Source organism: Desulforegula conservatrix Mb1Pa, assembly GCF_000426225.1.
Classification (GTDB): domain Bacteria; phylum Desulfobacterota; class Desulfobacteria; order Desulfobacterales; family Desulforegulaceae; genus Desulforegula; species Desulforegula conservatrix.
The window spans coordinates 1-17540 of sequence record NZ_AUEY01000012.1; the positions used below are offsets into that span (position 1 = coordinate 1).

General features: G+C 43.7%; 16 protein-coding genes. 3 read left to right on the forward strand and 13 right to left on the reverse strand.

Features of this window, described 5'->3' with window-relative positions; genetic code table 11:
• Positions 1–53: 53 nt before the first annotated feature.
• The 4 genes from K245_RS0106585 to K245_RS0106600 form a co-directional block, all read right to left on the reverse strand.
• Complete coding sequence (locus tag K245_RS0106585; protein ID WP_156906718.1) at positions 54–248, reverse strand: hypothetical protein; 195 nt, start codon at positions 246–248, stop codon at positions 54–56.
• 94 nt (positions 249–342) lie between these two features.
• The gene (locus K245_RS23390) at positions 343–720 is read right to left on the reverse strand and encodes a hypothetical protein (protein WP_156906719.1); all 378 of its coding nucleotides are present in this window, start codon (positions 718–720) and stop codon (positions 343–345) included.
• A gap of 539 nt (positions 721–1259) precedes the next feature.
• The gene (locus tag K245_RS0106595; RefSeq protein WP_051283934.1) at positions 1260–1838 is read right to left on the reverse strand and encodes a class I SAM-dependent methyltransferase; all 579 of its coding nucleotides are present in this window, start codon (positions 1836–1838) and stop codon (positions 1260–1262) included.
• A gap of 68 nt (positions 1839–1906) precedes the next feature.
• Positions 1907–2470, reverse strand: a complete 564-nt coding sequence (locus K245_RS0106600) for an HD domain-containing protein (RefSeq protein WP_027358658.1) — start codon at positions 2468–2470, stop codon at positions 1907–1909.
• A 205-nt stretch (positions 2471–2675) separates the two neighbouring features.
• On the opposite strand from K245_RS0106600, the gene K245_RS0106605 reads away from it, so the two are divergent.
• Entirely contained in the window at positions 2676–4235 is a 1560-nt protein-coding gene (locus K245_RS0106605) for an SDR family NAD(P)-dependent oxidoreductase (RefSeq protein WP_027358659.1), read from the forward strand.
• Between the two features lie 325 nt (positions 4236–4560).
• On the opposite strand, the gene K245_RS0106610 is transcribed toward K245_RS0106605, so the two are convergent.
• Entirely contained in the window at positions 4561–4950 is a 390-nt protein-coding gene (locus tag K245_RS0106610; protein ID WP_084156153.1) for a YajD family HNH nuclease, read from the reverse strand.
• 354 nt (positions 4951–5304) lie between these two features.
• Entirely contained in the window at positions 5305–7068 is a 1764-nt protein-coding gene (locus K245_RS0106620) for a formate--tetrahydrofolate ligase (RefSeq protein WP_027358661.1), read from the reverse strand.
• 270 nt (positions 7069–7338) lie between these two features.
• Between K245_RS0106620 and K245_RS26425 the strand changes: the two genes are divergently transcribed.
• Positions 7339–9723 (forward strand): PAS domain-containing hybrid sensor histidine kinase/response regulator, encoded by a 2385-nt coding sequence (locus K245_RS26425; protein WP_051283935.1) that lies wholly within the window; start codon positions 7339–7341, stop codon positions 9721–9723.
• A 170-nt stretch (positions 9724–9893) separates the two neighbouring features.
• Here the strand turns inward: K245_RS26425 and K245_RS23400 are convergent, their stop codons facing one another.
• The 5 genes from K245_RS23400 to K245_RS0106650 form a co-directional block, all read right to left on the reverse strand.
• A complete protein-coding gene (locus tag K245_RS23400) occupies positions 9894–10697 on the reverse strand; it encodes a transporter (RefSeq protein WP_198013841.1) in 804 nt (267 codons plus the stop codon).
• A gap of 177 nt (positions 10698–10874) precedes the next feature.
• Positions 10875–11405: a hypothetical protein gene (locus K245_RS23405; RefSeq protein ID WP_051283937.1), complete on the reverse strand. Its 531-nt coding sequence runs from the start codon at positions 11403–11405 to the stop codon at positions 10875–10877.
• 11 nt (positions 11406–11416) lie between these two features.
• On the reverse strand, positions 11417–11734 hold the full coding sequence (locus K245_RS0106640; protein ID WP_027358662.1) for a hypothetical protein: 318 nt from the start codon (positions 11732–11734) through the stop codon (positions 11417–11419).
• A gap of 283 nt (positions 11735–12017) precedes the next feature.
• A complete protein-coding gene (locus K245_RS0106645) occupies positions 12018–13370 on the reverse strand; it encodes a sigma-54-dependent transcriptional regulator (RefSeq protein WP_027358663.1) in 1353 nt (450 codons plus the stop codon).
• 5 nt (positions 13371–13375) lie between these two features.
• The gene (locus K245_RS0106650; protein WP_051283938.1) at positions 13376–14623 is read right to left on the reverse strand and encodes a two-component system sensor histidine kinase NtrB; all 1248 of its coding nucleotides are present in this window, start codon (positions 14621–14623) and stop codon (positions 13376–13378) included.
• Positions 14624–15123: 500 nt separating this feature from the next.
• Here K245_RS0106650 and K245_RS0106660 point away from each other — a divergent pair, with 500 nt between their 5' ends.
• A complete protein-coding gene (locus tag K245_RS0106660) occupies positions 15124–15531 on the forward strand; it encodes a MarR family winged helix-turn-helix transcriptional regulator (RefSeq protein ID WP_027358666.1) in 408 nt (135 codons plus the stop codon).
• A 159-nt stretch (positions 15532–15690) separates the two neighbouring features.
• Here K245_RS0106660 and K245_RS0106665 read toward each other — a convergent pair whose 3' ends face one another.
• Together K245_RS0106665 and K245_RS0106670 are read right to left on the reverse strand one after the other, a co-directional pair.
• Positions 15691–16719 carry an electron transfer flavoprotein subunit alpha/FixB family protein gene (locus tag K245_RS0106665; RefSeq protein ID WP_035276661.1) on the reverse strand — a complete coding sequence of 343 codons (1029 nt, stop codon included), beginning with the start codon at positions 16717–16719 and terminating at the stop codon, positions 15691–15693.
• Positions 16720–16747: 28 nt separating this feature from the next.
• Positions 16748–17530: an electron transfer flavoprotein subunit beta/FixA family protein gene (locus K245_RS0106670; RefSeq protein WP_027358668.1), complete on the reverse strand. Its 783-nt coding sequence runs from the start codon at positions 17528–17530 to the stop codon at positions 16748–16750.
• Between the last annotated feature and the right edge of the window lie 10 nt (positions 17531–17540).

Here is a 17540-nt window from a genome sequence, read left to right on the forward strand (position 1 = left end):
CTACAGGGCTTCCCCGGTTAATTTCCGCTCCCTGAGAATAATCACATCCTCAATCACTCGTGCAGTCTGTCCGAGTACCGGGCTTCGCCATATTTTGCAGCCTGACCCTCTGCACGAGCCGTATCAGGTTCGCTTTCGCTATGTACCATTCTCTTCCTGTCGCTTCCTTCAAACCCTACCGTTACCAGTAGCGCCCTTGCGATTCGGATTGATTTCCCCTCGGACGGGGTATCTCTGCTTTCTTTCAAACAGACGGGGGCACGGCTTTGCCGGGCAAACAAAAAACCCGCCTGCTTAAGCAGGCGGGTTATGCGCAAGGGGGATTGTGAAGTCGATTTCGTGTTAATTTAAGGTCTTATTATTGTGTTTTAACTTTTGGATATCATTGCTTGCCCTATGTTGCTCTCTGCTGATTTTTGCTCGCTCCTTTCCAGTTAGGGTTCCATCAGATTTCATATTTTTTTCGTCATTTTTTATTTTTGATTGTTCAGCATTAAGAGCTCCAGCTTCTTTTTTTGTCAGCTGGCCGCTTTCAATGCCTTGGGTTATTCTTTTATTTTGAGCATATTCATGAGTCTTTATTTTTGAATCATTGGTTCCGGCAAAAGCAGCGCCTGAACCTAACAATAATACCAATATTCCTGTTAAAGATGATTTCATAAATCTGTTCACGACTTTTTCCTTTTCAGAAAACATATTGTTTTTTTTAGTTCCATTCATGTGCATCTTAAATGTTTATATCCCTAAGTCCGAATTCCACGGACGGCTTCTTTATTCAACGCCCATTCTTTTTTAGAGCCGCCGCCATCGGCGGCTCTTTTGCGAAAGGAGAGGATTATGAAAAAGCTTTTTGCTTTGAAACTATGTATAGCAATACTGGTGCCAATAGCTGAGGTATATGATGTTTAAGTACATAATATACTGTTTATACAGGTAAATATATAAAAGATTGGCGGTGTCTTTTTCAGAATAGTGATCCAACAAATTTAATAAGGGTAACAAATATTCAGGTTTGCGAGATTCGATAAACTGGTTGGATATTAAAGATACAAAAGGAAAAATTCAGGCAAGCTTGCTGGAGGAGATACAGACCTAAGCTAAAAACATCAAAAAAGTACACATGCTTGCTCGAATGCCACAGGTTAATTTACTCGTGAAACAATGGATGCTATGGAGTCGTTTATTTGTTTCAACTCATAAATAGCCCATAATCAACAAATAGTCTTGATGTCAATAGCTTCCTTAAGCTTTAAGGCCTGTCAATTCAAAACGCCGGTATATTCTGTTTCCAAGACAACTGCTTTGCTTAGAAACACCTTCGGGCTTTCAACCTTTGTGAACCCGCATGTCCCTGCTATTCTGACAGTTTCTTTAAAATCTTTTTTTGAAACATGGAAAGGAGGCTCTGTTATGAAAATTTTCCCTTTTGTTTTCAGTATAGATTTAATCTCATTGAAAAAGGCTTCCTGATCAGGGATCTCATGAAGAACATAAAACGCCAAAATAAAATCAACACTCTCTGATAGGCCTATTTTATTAGCTTTGCACTTATGAAGAGTTATTCGTTCCTCAAGCTTTGTCCCCTGAATCTTGTCCCTCAGTTTTTGAAGCATGCCTTCCTGCACATCAGATGCTATAATCCGGCCTGATTGGCCAACCATCTGAGCCATATCAACAGAGAAAAAGCCCGGACCGCATCCTATATCCAGAACTGTCATCCCTTCTTTGATATATGGTTTCAGTATTTTCTGAGGATCTTGCAGCCATTTTCGAATTCTGTTGTCAAGGCTGCCTGCTCTTTCTACCGGACATACCCGTATATTTTCTTCTTTAATCATAATCGTATCCTTTAACTTGAGGACAATAATGTAAATAGCCGCCAAAAACATCGGAGATAAATTATCATCTACAGCTTCATCATCGGCAATGGACTGAACGGATGAGTTTTAAGCCTTTGAACGGTCAATTCAAGAAGCCGCATGTGAAATCCCTCATTCGGGTATAATGAAAGAACTTCTCTGACAAATGATGAAGGCAGTCCTGATTTTATCATTCCAAGCGAAACATCAACCAGATCAGCCTTGCGGAATTCTTCAACAATCCAGCTGTTATCCGGGCCTGAACCAAAACCTGATTTTGACTCATATGTCGTAAGTTTGTGGTGCTGCTCAATCATTTCTTCTATCTCAGCGATCCAATCGTTTAGATTTGCCCCTTCAAGATATTCACGGGCAAGTTTTCTGGATGGTTCGAGGTATTCCACTGTGCAATCTGTCCAGATTCCAAGATCATGAAACGCGGCCGCTATACCACTCTTTTGGATATTTTTCGAATTCTCACCGCAGAGCGCTACGCAGAAATTAAAAACCCGGCAACAGTGATTTTTATAAGGAATGTAATCCTTTTTTAGATAATTGCGCCATTTTTCAAGGATTTCATCTATTATTGGAACTTGATCGTATACTTTCATGAAGCCTCCTTTTTTTAAAGATACCCTTATTTCTGTTTGAATAACCTAAATAGCATCCGGGGCATTTTTTGTAAAAACAACAACAACTTCTCTTCCAACACATTTATGTATGCTCACTTGAAAGAGCGTTCTGGAATCTCTTTAAAAAATGCTGTATAGAGTTCACTCCAAATTATTTTAATGACCATTATCAGGAACATAAGAATTGAAAGACAAAGAAAAAAAAGCACTCACCCAGGAAGAGATTGCAGGCTGCATATCCATTCTTGAATCCATGATTGAAAACCCGGAGCAGTTTACAAGTCTGCCTGAAGATCAGAGAATCGCACTGATGGCAGCGGCAGGCAAGGTGTCAAGACCTGATCTGAATGATATCAGAAGAAGAAACAGAGAGGTAAAACGAGGCCGACGCAGGGAAATCACTGCCCATGAAAAAGCTGTTCGAGCAGCCACAGGTATCAGATCTGCAAGGGAAGCAGCGGTTTTCACAGCTCCTGCAATGATAGAAAATCTGAACTCCGATTCTGATTCAGCCCAAGGAGCGGAAAACCTTGAACTGAAATCTCCGCGCAATTGTTATGTCTGCAAGGCGGAATTCACAAGGCTCCATCATTTCTATGACACCATGTGCCCCAAATGTGCTGACTTCAATTATCAGAAAAGATTCCAGACAGCGCCTCTTCATGGCAAAGTCGCCCTGATTACAGGTTCGAGGGTCAAAATTGGATACCAGGCAAGCCTGATGATGCTTCGCGCGGGTGCGAGGGTAATCGCAACTACACGGTTCCCGGTTGATTCCGCCATGAGGTATTCAAGGGAAGAAGATTTTAATGTATGGAAGGACAGGCTCCAGATTTACGGCCTTGATCTCAGGCATACTCCGAGTGTTGAAATATTCACAAGCTATATTGAACAGACATACGACAGGCTGGATCTTCTCATAAATAACGCGGCCCAGACCGTGCGCAGACCTCCTGGGTTCTATTCCCATATGATGGAAAATGAAACAAAGGATATTCAGACTCTGCCAGCAAGCGTACAGGATCTTCTCGGCCAGCATCAGGAATGTGTCAACAGACTAAATTCCTTTGTTGTTCCCAATGTCGGAAATGAGTCCGCACTCCCTGTTTCCTGGAACGGCAAGGCTCCTGGAATCGGTTTGAGGGCGTCTGCCGAGCTTTCCCAGGTTCCGTATGCCTACGATCATACGCTCGCAGTTGACGAAGTTTTCCCAAAAGGAGCACTTGACGCTGATCTTCAGCAGGTGGATTTAAGGGAAACAAACAGCTGGAGGCTGAAACTAGGAGAAATCCAGACAGCTGAAATGCTTGAAATTCAGCTTGTAAATGCTGTTGCGCCTTTTGTTCTTTGCAACAGGTTAGCGCCCATGATGCAGCGCGATTATACCGGCCAGAAGCACATAGTCAATGTGACTGCAATGGAAGGAAAATTTTTCAGGTTCAAGTCAACCGGAAGGCATCCGCATACGAATATGGCAAAGGCTGCGCTTAATATGCTCACACATACTGCTGCTGCTGAACTTGCGAAGTTCGGAATTTATATGAACGCGGTTGATACAGGCTGGGTTACTGATGAAGATCCTGCAAAGCTTTCGGCAATCAAACAGGAGCTCCACGATTTTCAGCCTCCGCTTGATATTGTGGACGGAGCAGCAAGGGTTTGTGATCCATTTTTTGATGGAATTCTGACTGGCAAGCATTGGTGCGGTAAGTTTCTGAAGGATTATCATCCGATTGACTGGTAATGTGTTGAAAACAAAGGGAAACCGCATCTTTTTATTCCCTTTCCTGTTTTGGGCATTATTGCTGAATTAGCGGCTTTATGTAGCTGTCACCATTTGGTTTATATAAACGGTGCGTGGGAAAACGCCACGCACCCAACTTTTGCTTAAGGCCACCTCTAAAAATTGCCTTTTTGCGCATTAGCTGCGTCAGCGTCGTACTCGAATCCTCATTTATACCGCATAAACTCCGGTTCTCCGTGCGCCGCTGCTGATTCCCTTGGGCTACCACATCAAAAATTCTAATTTTTAGAGAAACCCTTAATTCAACAACCCAAGCCCAATAAAACTATTTCCCGCCTTCCTTTGATTTCAGGAGATTGGCGAGATCTTCAAAAGCCTTGAATGTAGTTGAAGGTTTGTTATTTCCACCGGCTTCTGATCCTTCATACCAGTCTGCAACCTGATCCCTTGAGTGTTCATTGTCATGGCAGTATATGCAGAGAAGTTCCCAGTTGCTGCCATCCGGCGGATTATTGTCATGGTTGTGGTCTTTGTGATGAACAGTGAGTTCCTTGAGTCTTTTTCCGGAAAACTCCCGCGCACATTTTCCACAAATCCATGGGAAAAGCTTCAGAGCCTTTTCCCTGTAAGTTTTTTCTCTTTTTTCCCTTTCTTTCAGAACATCAGAAACAATCTGGTGATGCTTTGCACTGTGGTGAGCTTTTTTTGATGACATTTAAATCTCCTGCATAATCCATTAATTCTGATTCGCATTCAAAGTTCTCTGCAAAATATAGACAGGCACTGCCTTTTAGTCAATTCCAAGGGCTTTCAAACGATGTTTTTTAAGGGAAATAATGCCTTGGCATCAATTGAATACAAAATCTTTAACGATTTCATTATCAAAATAATTGTAGCCCACCAATATTTTTTCATTTTTTTGAAAAATACATAATTAATACGCAAAAAAACTTGGCAAGAAATTTAATGATCCAGATTTTGAAGATAAATTCTTTTGTGGGCAGTATTGAAGTTTTTGAAGTGGTTGGGGAAACTTTTTTAAAAAGTTTCCCCAATTATTTCTGTTTTCTTAAAACAGGCCTGAAACTTTTCCTGTTTTCGGATCCACGTCAATTCTTCTGAACGCTGGATTTGAGCCTGTTCCAGGCATCAGGCTTATTTTGCCAGCGCAAGGACACAGGAATTTAGCACCCGAATATATGAGAACATCTTCTATTGGCAGAGTCCAGCCCTTTGGAACGCCTTTGCGATTAGGATCGTGGGTAAGGCTTAGGTGGGTCTTGACCATCATTGTAGCGTAGTCATCATATTGAGAGTCTGCTTCGAGCATCTTCGCCTTTTTCTCTGCATCCGGCGACCATGATACTCCGTCTGCTCCGTAAACTTCCCGTGCAATTTTATCCACCCTGTCACGAAGTTTCATTTCAAGCGGATAAAGATAATTGAAATGCGTCTCGTCCTCGCATGCGTCTATTACGGCATCAGCAAGCTCGAGGGCGCCTTCGCCTCCTGAAAGCCAGTGGCGTGAAGCAGCGCATCTTGCACCAGCAGCTTCTGCGGCTCGTTTGACCATCTTGATTTCTTCTTCTGTATCAGTATGGAAAACATTAATGCAGACCACAGGATTCATGCCTGATTTTCTTATGGTTCCGATGTGATGGATCATGTTTGCGAGGCCTTTTTCAAGAAGCCCCAGATTTTCTTTTGTATATTCTTCAGGAAGAGCTATCCCTGGAACAACTTTCGGGCCGCCGCCGTGCATTTTCAGCGCTCTGATTGAAACTGTGAGAACTGACACATGGGGTTTTAGTCCGCTGTAACGGCATTTTACGTTCCAGAATTTTTCAAAACCTATGTCTGCCGCAAATCCGCTTTCAGTAACATGGTAATCGAACATCTTGAGGCCGACCCTGTCTGCAATAATGGAAGACTGGCCAATGGCTATGTTTGCGAATGGTCCTGCATGAACCATGCATGGCTGGTATTCTGCCGTACACATCAGCGTCGGATTGATCGTGTTTCTCATCCATGCCGCCATCGCGCCTGCTACTTCAAGATCTCCTGTCGTAACTGGTTTGCCTGTCTTGTCAAATGCCACCGTGATGTTGGCAAGGCGCTCCCTCAGGTCAGCAAGATCCTTTGCTATCGAGAGAATTGCCATGCATTCCGAGCTTACTGCAATGTTGAATTTTGACTGCATGGTGTAACCGTCAAAACGTCCGCCCAAGCCTATTGTCATATTTCTGAGAGCCTGGGCGCAGTAGTCAATTACCCAGCCTATTTCAACCCTTGTCGGATCTATGTCAAGACGCCTCATTCCTGAAAGACGGCTGAGCTGTTCGTCCGTATAGTTGCGCTCGTGCTGCATCCTTGCAGTCATGGCTACCATGGCAAGGTTGTGGGCGTTCATGATGTCATTGATATCACCAGTAAGACCAAGGGAGAATTCCGTCATAGGGATTAAAAGGGCGTTACCCCCGCCTGCGGCAGTTCCTTTTACGTTCATGGTAGGCCCGCCTGATGGCTGACGAAGGGCGCCACCAACGTTTTTGCCCCTCTTTCCGAGTCCTTCGATCAGGCCGATGGATGTGGTGCTTTTGCCTTCACCCAGAGGAGTTGGAGTAATGGCCGTGATTTCGATATATTTGCCGTCTGGCCTGTCTTTAAGTCTTTCAATTATTTTTAGAAAGTCCAGTTTTGCCAGTTTTCCCATCGGTATTATTTCATCTTTTTCAAGACCTAATCTGTCTGCCCATTCATACGGGGTGGGCATATTTTTTTCAGCAGCTTCCGAGATTTCCCAGTCCTGCATCTTTGTCGGATCGAATGCCATTTTGAGTCCTTAATTATTATTGATTTTGTAATCGCATATACTATTTGGGATTATATTTTTGTTTTTGCAGAAGAGCCAAAAGTGTTCAAGAAAAAAACAGAATACCAATTATTTAAAAATGGTTTTTGATAGAACGGCCATTGCAAAAACGTCTGTACACAGACAGTTTGAATATGTTAGTTTGAACCGCTTTTCAAGTATCCGAAGCTTTTTCCGCACTGCCCGATCATATATTCTAATCATTGGTTTTTTATTTTTAGGTTCAATTTCATGGATTTTATAAAAAAAATCATATCTGTAAAAAAACGCTCTGAATGTCAGAATCAGAAAATATCAAGCTGCGCAAAACTGTTTGAAACCATGCCGCTTGGTGTTATTTACCATGATCCTTCGGGCAGGATCATTTCAGTAAACCCTGCTGCCGCAAAAATTCTTGGGCTTACAAAGGATGAGCTCCTCGGAAGGGTCTCAAGGGATCCAAGATGGAAGGCCGTTCGTGAGGATGGATCTGATTTCCCCGGAGAAGACCATCCTTCGGCCATTGCCCTTAAAACCGGAAAGACCGTACATAATGTCGTGATGGGAGTATTCAACCCGCTTGAAAAACAGCAGAAATGGATCAGGATAAATGCCTATCCTGAATTCAGGGACGGAGAAGAAAAGCCGTACCAGGCTTTTTCCACCTTTGATGACATAACTGAAATGAAAAGAACCGAGGCAAAGCTCATTGATCACCTTGCAAGAATGAGAAGAGCCGAACAGGTGGCCGGATTCGGCAATTGGGGATTTAGGCTCAATGACGATCTTGTCTACGCATCTGAAGGCGCCAGGGAAATCTATGGCATGGGGGACAGGGAATGGGCTATCCGTGAGATTCAGCAGCTCCCTTTGCCTGAATACAGGACTATGCTTGACAAGGCAATGATGGAGCTGATTGCTGTAAATTCTCCATATGATGTCAGGTTCAAAATCAAAAGACCATCTGATGGTGAAATAATCGATATTCATTCCATAGCCGGATATGACCCCGAGAGGTTCGGCGTTTACGGGGTCATTCATGATATAACCAAGGCAGTGAAGGCTGAAAATGACCTGAGGGAAAGCGAGAGAAAGCTTTCAACACTCATGTCCAATCTTCCAGGCATAGCTTACAGATGCAGAAATGATGAAAACTGGACAATGGAATTCATAAGCGACGGCTGCAAAGAACTCACAGGGTATGATCCTGAAGATTTCATTGATAACAGAGTCCTTAGTTTCAATGAACTCATTCATCCTGATCACAGGGAAAGATTATGGGAGGAATGGCAGGCGGCAATCGCAGAAAAAAAATACATTCAGGCCGAGTATCCCGTTGTTCTGCCGACCGGCGAAGAACGCTGGTTTTGGGAAAAAGGATGCGCTGTCTACTCGGAGGCCGGTGAAATTATAGCCCTTGAAGGATTTATTGCAGATCTTACGGATCTTAAAAGATCCGAGAGGGAGAAAATAGATTTTGAACGCCAGCTTCTTCAGACCCAGAAGCTTGAAAGTCTTGGAGTTCTTGCAGGTGGTATTGCCCACGATTTCAATAATATTCTCATGGCTATACTTGGGCATGCTGATCTTGCCCTTGACGAGCTGTCTCCAATGTCTCCGGCCAGGGAAAGCATCAGCGAGATAGAAAAGGCATCGAGGAGGGCGGCGGATCTTTGCAGGCAGATGCTTGCTTATTCAGGCAAGGGAAGGTTTGTAATCGAGAATATTGATCTGAAGGAACTCATCGAGGAGATGGTTCATCTTCTTAAAACATCTATATCCAAAAAAGCCCGTCTTTCTCTTCATATAGAAAACAGTATTCCCGCAATAAAAGGCGACGCCACCCAGATCAGGCAGATACTCATGAATCTTGTGATCAACGCCTCAGAGGCAATCGGAGACAGGGAGGGCCGCATTGATATCTCCACAGGAAGCATGGACTGTTCCATTGAATACCTGGGCGATTCCTGTGTTAATGAAAGTATATCCGGGGGGAAGCATGTCTGGATAGAAGTCTCTGACACAGGATGCGGAATGGATTATGAAACAGTTTCAAGGATATTTGAGCCATTTTTTACAACAAAATTTACAGGAAGAGGCCTTGGAATGTCTGCGGTCATTGGAATAGTTCGTGGCCACAAGGGTGCTTTAAAGGTTTTTTCAGAGCCTGGAAAGGGTACTACGTTCAGAATCCTTTTTCCTGCATCAGAAGAAGCTGCAAAGCAGGAAGGTGACGCTGCTGTATTAATTGATGAAACATGGAAAGGTGGTGGGACAATTCTTCTTGTCGATGACGAAGAGAGTATCAGAAATCTTGGTAAGGCAATGCTCTCAAGACTTGGTTTTGATACTGTTACTGCAGCTGACGGTAGGGAGGCCGTTGAGATATATTCCTCTCAAAAAGGTTCAATAAGCGCAGTCATTCTTGATCTTACAATGCCCAAAATGAATGGTGAAGAAACCTTGAAAGAACTGATGGTAATAAATCCTGAAGTAAAAGTCATTATTTCGAGTGGCTATACTGAGTATGAAATTGCTTCAAGGTTTTCAGGAAACGCTCTGGCCGGATTTATCCAGAAACCCTATAAGATGAAATCCCTCAAAGATTGCCTTCAGGAGGCTTTGCAGAATATTTAAATGCAGAAGCTTGATTTAAGAATTTGGATTTATGATTGATGTAACCAGACCAATATTTCAAAAATCATCGATCAAAAATCGAAATTTATGGGCCTCAGGTCGGTCGCTTTTTGAAATAAGCTACGCAAAAACTTTCAGGTAATCAGACAGTGCATACTCAATTTAAACCATCAGAAATCATGAAAAATTGACGCTCCAGCTCCAAAATCAGGGCTGCCGTCGGAAAATCCCTTAAGAATATAAGCTTCGAGAATGATCTCAGGCATAAGGCTCACCCTGGTTTTTATTCTGCCTTCAAGCGGTGTATCAGAATCTTCTGATGATTCTGTGGCTCCGTAAATGGATAATGCACCGTAGAACGATTCTTCGATTTGATAGCCAATCTCGGCTTCATGGGTAAAATGATCTTCCATATCGTAATAATCCGATGATCCGCAGACAATATATCGTTCCTGGGCAAAAAGCTGCCATTTTCCAAGCCATTTGCTGAATGAAATTCCTGGCCCCCAGTCAAAGCTTCCTGTTCCAAGACCTTCGTCGCTATCAGCTGTGGGCAGTTTCATGAATGCTTCCAGTCTGATCCTGGGGGTGATTTTTCCTTCTTCCAGCATAGCATAACCCGCTGAAATGGTGATATCCCCTAATCCGCTGACTGCTTCATCATTGTCATTCTGTTCCTGATTCCCCGGGTTCCCGTCTGAACTGTTTCCAGATGCGTCGGAATTCATGGCTCCCTGCTTTGATTTCGCACTGGCCATTGCATTAGTCATTAAGCCATTTTTATATTGATATCGTCCCCCTGATACGCTGTAAAAATTGCTGGCATTGTTCTGATATACAAAAGGCATGGTTAATTCAACATCGAGTCTGTCATTTGGAAAAACGTTAATAATCAGAGGTATATTGATGAAATCAGTGGTCGTATTTGTTCCAAAATCTCCTGTAGCGTAATCAAATCCAATTCCAGCGGACATGAACGGCTTGTCCTGATTTTTTAGATCCGGTACTTTTAGATCAAGGGCAGACGCCGCTTGGCAATTTATAGACCCAATAAGAAAAAAGCCGCATGTTATGATCATAATAAGCTGAAAATATTTATTTTTCATAATTTTGATTACGCTTTTTTAGATATATGGCCATGTTGTCATGAGTTAATGGTTTCGGCCTCCCCTGTATCTTCTCATGGGAGCTGTCCTGTGGGGAGTGTTTCCTGCTCCGCCACCGCCTGACCAGGCAGGTTTTCCGTTATAGTTTCTTATGACTACAGGGCTGTCTGAGGAAGGAACAGTAAGGCTTTGCACAAATATATATATTTTGCCGTTCTTGCCCTGGGCCTTTGAACCGCGGACAGTCAGTTCGTCGTCTTTTTTGACTTTAATGCCCTTTTCCTGCCAGAAATCCTTTGGCCCAAGAACCAGAGTCACGGATTCTTCCGAAGTCTTGATAACTATCTGGGCAGGGTCATAAGGGTTTGAAGACTCATCGGTTTTTATTTCCGAAACCTTGCCTTTTAATGTCACTACTGTGTTGATGTCATAGCCGGATTCATTGCCCGATTCATTATCAAAGCCGCTTTTACTCCAGTCATTGTCATCTCCGAAAAACCATCCTGCGGATGCCGGGCATGGAATGGCAATCATTGAAAAGACAATAAAAAGGCATAAAAAGCGGCCAGAAAACATAAAGACTCCTTTTATTTTTTCGCGGCAGGGCTCCCAAAGCCTGTGCCGTCAAGAGGGCGTGTTGCGTTTCCAGTACCGTCTCCAGGCCCTAAGGTTCTTCCCTGGCCTTGTGTAGAGGTTCTGCTTGTCCCATTCTGTGTAAGGCATGAACCGTCCCTGAGACGATCCTGCTGCTGAATCGGTGTTGAAGAAGTCGGCGCTGTGACGCAGCTTCCGTCCCTCAGCCTCTGGCCTCCACCTTGTCCGGCGTTACGGGCAAAAACCTCACTGCCCGCAGAAATAATGAATGCCGCTGCAAGAATACCGGTTGCAATTGATTTTGCTTTCATGACCATCCTCCATAAATTTTAGAAAAAATCTTGAATTTCTGATGCCATATTGCATCTGTGGAGATATAGAGCATGAGCCGTGCCATGTTATTATTTATTTTTAACAGTCTGATATATTTATTTATTCTGTTTTATCAGGCCGTGCCGTATGTTTAGCTCTTGTGCAGATTATGCACAAATTGCGCTTTGTTTTGCACTTATGCTGCACAACGCAGAGTGTGCTCAGACCTTGAGTGTATCATTTGCCTGAATAAAAGCTGTGCGTGAAATAGCGCCGTGCACCTCATTTTTTCCGGCTGAGTCCGTAATCCTTTATCCTATATTGAAGGGTTCTTCTTGATATTCCAAGAAGATCGGCGGCCAAAGTCCTGTTGTTTCCGCTTTTTTTCAGAGCTTCGATTATGGCTCTTTTCTCAATTTCTTCAAGAGCAGGGCTTTCCCGCATTTCATCAGAGTCTTGAACAGGCCTTTCCCTGATATCCGGGAAATCCGATATCTTTAGAACACCTTTGCCAAGGATGACTGCCCTTTCGATCGCGTTTTGCAGTTCCCTGATATTACCTGGCCAGGAGTATTCCATTATAGCCTGCTCTGCCCCTGGTTCCAGCCCTGAAATCTTTTTGCCTATCTGACCGCTGAATTTTCTGATGAAATAATCCGCAAGCACGGGAATGGCATCTTCTCGCTGTCTAAGAGGGGGCAGGGTGATGGGGAAAACATTTATTCTGTAATAAAGATCGTCCCTGAATCTTTTTTCCTGAACCTCTTCAAACAAGGATCTGTTTGTGGCTGCGACAACTCTTACATCAACCGAAATTTCCCTGTTTCCTCCAACTCTCTCGAATTTTCTTTCCTGAAGAACCCTTAGAAGCTTTGCCTGAAGAGAAAGCGGAAGTTCTCCTATTTCATCCAGAAAAAGGGTTCCGCCGTGCGCAAGCTCAAATTTGCCCCGTCTTGCCTGGATTGCTCCTGTAAAAGCACCTTTTTCATGCCCGAAAAGCTCGCTTTCAAGAAGATTGTCCGGGATTGCGGCGCAGTTTACGGGTATAAAGGCAGAAGAGTTTCTTTTGCTCATCATGTGAACCGTTTTTGCGGCAAGCTCCTTGCCTGTTCCGCTTTCCCCCTGGATCAGAACGGTTGCCTGGGCCTGGGCCACGTCAGATATCAGGCGTTTAACCTCTTTCATGGCTTTTCCTGCAAACATGATCTCGTCAGGAGGAAACCCTGAGCTCTCTTTTTCCTTCAGCCCTGCGTATTCCCTTTCGCGTTTTTTTTCTTCGAGGGCTTTTCTGACAACTGTTCTGAGTGATTCAGGGTCTTTTAGCGGTTTGGTTAGAAAATCAAAAACTCCGTCCCTTGTGCCTGAAACAGCTTCCTCAATGGTGCCAAAAGCGGTCAGAACAATAAACGCGGGGTGGGAAGGATCGCTGCGGACGATTCTGAAAAGGTCAAGACCGCTCATCCCAGGCATTTTAAGATCAGTCAGGACAAGGTCAAAACTCTCTTTTTCCAGAAGAATAAGGGCGTCTTCTGCATTTTCAGCTTCCCTTGTTTCGTATCCTTCGCTTTGCAGGATAGCTTTCAGAAGGCTTCTGAATGTATTGTCATCCTCTGTTATGAGAATTCTGGCGCTCATTTATTTTAATCCTTTCTGCCTGCTGACGGAATAATAAGCCTGAACAAGGCGCCTTTTTCCTGATTATCCGAAGCTGTGAGCCATCCGCCCATCTCTTCTGCGTATTTTCTGCTTATGGCAAGTCCGAAGCCGCTTCCCCTCGCTTTTGTCGTATAAAAAGGCTCAAATATTTGCCCAATATCGTTTGGATTAATGCCTCTGCCTGTGTCTGAAATTTCAATATTCACAAGCCTGCCTGCTTTTTTTGCGGAAATATTTATCAGGCCTCCGTCGGGCATTGCCTGAATAGCATTTCTGATAAGGTTCAGCAGAATCTGTAAAAGTCTGTCTTCATCGCCCATTACAACAATTTCAGGCTCCAGATCCTTTTTTATACTGATTTTTTTTGTTAATGAGCCTTCCGCGAGATTCAGGGCCTGGTTTATGATATTCGTTGCCTTGACAGGCAAAGACTCAGGTCTTTCTTTTTTTGCGTAGGCAAGAAGATCATTTACCAGGTTTTCGAGCCTCAGCGTTTCAGTGACTATGAGGGCGGCGTATTCTTTTTTGTTTTCATCCGCAAGGCCTTCTCCAAGCAGCTGGGCATAGCCTTTTATTCCGGCAAGGGGATTTCTGACCTCATGAGCCAGAACCGCACCCATTGTTCCAAGCCTTGCCAGATTTTCCTGTTTATACATTTCTTTTCTCTGGTTTTCCGCATTTATGGCAAGCCTGTATATAAAAATCCCCATGATCCAGGCTGCGGCCATTAGTGAAAAAATAGCCATCATGCCCATTTGCGCTCTTTTTACAATGGCGTCGGCTCTGTAAGCATGCAGAACCAGTCTCAGCATCAGGGTTCTGTCAGGAAAATGCAGGGGGTAAGCGAATTCAAAGGCATCCTCGCCTGTTCCAAGAACCAGCCTGGCTTCGGAGTAGCCGTTTGCGTATGAATCAGGATTGAAATCAAAATCTTCTGCAATGGAGCCCTCAAGCTCATGGTTTGAATGAAAAATCTGGACTCCTGTGCTGTTTATCACTGAAAAAAAAGCAATGTCTGAACTGCGTAATTCATGAAGAATATCAAGGGATGCATCTTTGCGGGCAAGGGATTCTATGGAAGATGAGAGGGCAAGGGCCATTCCCCGCAGATTTCCTTCAGCCACGGGTACGGCAAAAAGATAGTTTCTGACCGCAAAATACCCGAGCATGAATGATATCACCAGCCCTGAAATCCACAGCAGATGTTTGATTATTCTGTAATGAAGGATCATCGGTCAGTCTTTGGAAGATTTATGCAAAAAAATAGTATCTATTCACCAAATATGAAATTCAACCTTTTAAAAGGACGCTTTTTTGAAAAAAAGCTTGGCAAAAAACTTCAGGTTTTGGATTTGTTGTCTGAATCCGTTGTGCATAACTTTCTTAAAAATATCATAAAAAAGTTTTTGGGAAAGGTTTGGAAAACACTTTTTACAAAAAGGGTTTTCCAAGAATAAAGCTATCCTTATTAAAAAGCTAACTGAATGGTTACAAAAAATATTAATGAAAAATCAATACACCAATTTTTTTCATTGCAAAACAGAATAAAGTGTTCCTGCGTCTTGCTGGGAGGTCTCTTTTTATTGTATTGGTTAAGACTATCGGTAATTTTGAGCATTTTAATTATTCGAGCAGTCGTTGCTATAATGGTCTATGATAATTAGTATGCAATATATTCTTGACGCCCATTTTATAACAATGTATTTAGTATGCTAAATAAATTGGAGAAGTAATGGATTATAATGAATGCATAGCCTTTCTATTGGCAAAGGCTAACCAGAAATCCCAGAGCTATATGAAAAAAAAGCTCCAGCCTTATGGGCTTACAACTGTACAGCATCTTATTCTTGAAGTTGTAATGGCGCATGAGGGGCTTACAACCGGTGAAATAGGCAAGCTTTTAATATCTGACAATGCGACAGTATCTGGTGTTCTGGACAGAATGGCTGAGTCTGGGTGGATAAAAAAAGAAACCGATCCTGAAGACAAAAGAATTTCAAGGATTTATCTTGGCCCAAAAGTAAATGAACTAAAACCGCTTCTTTTTAGCGAAAGGGAATCTGTAAACGAGGATCTTCTGAAGAGTTTCTCGACAGAGGAAAAAGTTCTTTTCAAGAGGCTGCTCAAGGATTTTCTTTAAAGGCTTCGGCTTGAGCCGGTTTATTCAGAATTTTTGCCTTCGCCGGAATGACAGAAATAGGCATTCTGTGACATTGGAATCATTAAGACTGATAAAGCCTGACTGCTCCAATACTTAAGGAACAGACAGGCTTTTTTGTTCAAGCGTGGTTTTTAGATATCAGTTGACTGCCTTGGCGCTCCTGATCTGTTCGATCAGTGCAGGGACAATCTTTGAAGCGTCGCCAACAATTCCGTAATGGGCAAAATTGAATATTTCCGCATTTGCGTCCTTGTTTATGGCAACGATGGTCTTTGCTCCTGACATGCCTGTTGTGTGCTGCACGGTTCCTGAAATACCACAGGCTATATAAAGCTCAGGCCTTACGGTCTTGCCTGTCTGGCCGATCTGGCAGTCATGGGTGATAAGGCATGCCTCGACAACAGGACGGGTTCCGCCGATATGGGCATCAAGCTCTTTTGCAAGCTCTTCGAGCTTTGCAAATGTATGGGTATCACCTGCTCCCATACCAACAGCAACAATTCTTTCGGCTTCCTGAATATTGATGCCTGAATGTTCACGTTTTCTGGATGAAAGAACCTTCACAGGATCTTTTGCGTCATCGACAGAAACCTTTAGATCTATGACTTCACCCTTGCGGGCCATATCCTTCTGCGGAACTTCCATAACGCCTGGACGGACAGTCGACATCTGCGGTCTGTGATCAGGGCATAGAATGGTAGCCATGACGTTTCCGCCAAAAGCAGGGCGCGTTGAAACCAGGATCTTTTTTTCCTCGTCAATGTCAAGCAGAGTACAGTCTGCGGTGCAGCCTGTATGAAGCCTGTAGGAAATTCTCGGAGCAAGATCCCTTCCAACCGGAGAAGCTCCAACAAGAAGGATATCAGGTTTTCTTTCCAGTGCTTCCTTGCATATGATGTCTGTGTAGTGTCCGGTTCTGTAATTTGCGAGTGCCGGATCATCTGCAAGTAGAACCTTGTCCGCACCATAATGAACAAGCTCTTCGGCCAGTTTTTTTACATTGTGTCCAAGAAGAAATGCAACCAGTTCAGTCCCGAGCTTGTCTGCAAGTTTGCGGCCTTCTCCAAGCATTTCCAGGGAAAGGGTTGTACGGGTGAGGTCGCCGTCAAGCTGCTCTATAAAAACCCATACGCCTTTGTAATCACTAAAATCTTTAGTATCAGTCATGATAGACTCACCTTAGCTTTATTAAAAATTAGACAAGATTATGTTCTTTAAGTTTTTCCACAAGCTTTCTTGAAGCTTCTACAGGATCACCCTCAAGAATTTCCACTTTTCCTTTGATGCGCTTTGGAGTGAAAACCTTTCTGAGTCTTGTCGGAGATCCCTTGAGACCGAAATTGGCAGGTTCGCCGTCAAGGGCTTCAAATCCCCACATTTCGATTTCCTTCTCATAGGCTTCCATTATCTTGTCCATAGGAGCAACGCGGGGCTCATTAAGCTCTTTTTCTGCTGTGATGAGACATGGCAGAGGGGCTTCAAGCTCTCTCACAACTGCGCCCATGTTCTGAAGAACATTGACCTTGCCGTTTTCGCATTTGATTTCAAGTGCGTATGAGCAAAGCGGAAGATTGAGGAAGTCGGCTATTTCAGGGCCAACCTGGGCGGTGTTTCCGTCCATTGCTTCAACGCCTGTGATTACCATATCGAATTTGCCGATTTTCTTTATGGCAAGTCCGAGTGTATATGCGGTTGCCCAGCAGTCAGCTCCTCCGAATTTGCGGTCTGTCAGAAGAATTGCTTTGTCGCATCCCATGCCAAGGGCTTCTCTCAATGATTCCTCAACCTGGGGAGGTCCCATTGATATTACAGTTACTTCTCCGCCGTGGATGTCCTTGAGCGAAAGGGCTGCTTCGATTGCGTGTCTGTCATTTGGATTGATGATGCTGGGAAGTCCTGTCCGGATCAATGAACCGTTTTCGTCCCACTTGACTTCCGTGACGTCCGGCACCTGTTTGATGCAAACAATGATATTCATGATGCTTCCT

Coding starts and splice junctions, on each gene's coding strand:
- K245_RS0106600 (WP_027358658.1), bottom strand. CDS start 2,470: ATGAAAGTATACGATCAAGTTCCAATAATAGATGAAATCCTTGAAAAA.
- K245_RS23400 (WP_198013841.1), bottom strand. CDS start 10,697: ATGTCCGCTGGAATTGGATTTGATTACGCTACAGGAGATTTTGGAACA.
- K245_RS23390 (WP_156906719.1), bottom strand. CDS start 720: ATGAATGGAACTAAAAAAAACAATATGTTTTCTGAAAAGGAAAAAGTC.
- K245_RS0106665 (WP_035276661.1), bottom strand. CDS start 16,719: ATGACTGATACTAAAGATTTTAGTGATTACAAAGGCGTATGGGTTTTT.
- K245_RS0106595 (WP_051283934.1), bottom strand. CDS start 1,838: ATGATTAAAGAAGAAAATATACGGGTATGTCCGGTAGAAAGAGCAGGC.
- K245_RS0106620 (WP_027358661.1), bottom strand. CDS start 7,068: ATGGCATTCGATCCGACAAAGATGCAGGACTGGGAAATCTCGGAAGCT.
- K245_RS0106670 (WP_027358668.1), bottom strand. CDS start 17,530: ATGAATATCATTGTTTGCATCAAACAGGTGCCGGACGTCACGGAAGTC.
- K245_RS23405 (WP_051283937.1), bottom strand. CDS start 11,405: ATGTTTTCTGGCCGCTTTTTATGCCTTTTTATTGTCTTTTCAATGATT.
- K245_RS0106650 (WP_051283938.1), bottom strand. CDS start 14,623: ATGATCCTTCATTACAGAATAATCAAACATCTGCTGTGGATTTCAGGG.
- K245_RS0106660 (WP_027358666.1), top strand. CDS start 15,124: ATGGATTATAATGAATGCATAGCCTTTCTATTGGCAAAGGCTAACCAG.
- K245_RS0106645 (WP_027358663.1), bottom strand. CDS start 13,370: ATGAGCGCCAGAATTCTCATAACAGAGGATGACAATACATTCAGAAGC.
- K245_RS26425 (WP_051283935.1), top strand. CDS start 7,339: ATGGATTTTATAAAAAAAATCATATCTGTAAAAAAACGCTCTGAATGT.
- K245_RS0106640 (WP_027358662.1), bottom strand. CDS start 11,734: ATGAAAGCAAAATCAATTGCAACCGGTATTCTTGCAGCGGCATTCATT.
- K245_RS0106610 (WP_084156153.1), bottom strand. CDS start 4,950: ATGTCATCAAAAAAAGCTCACCACAGTGCAAAGCATCACCAGATTGTT.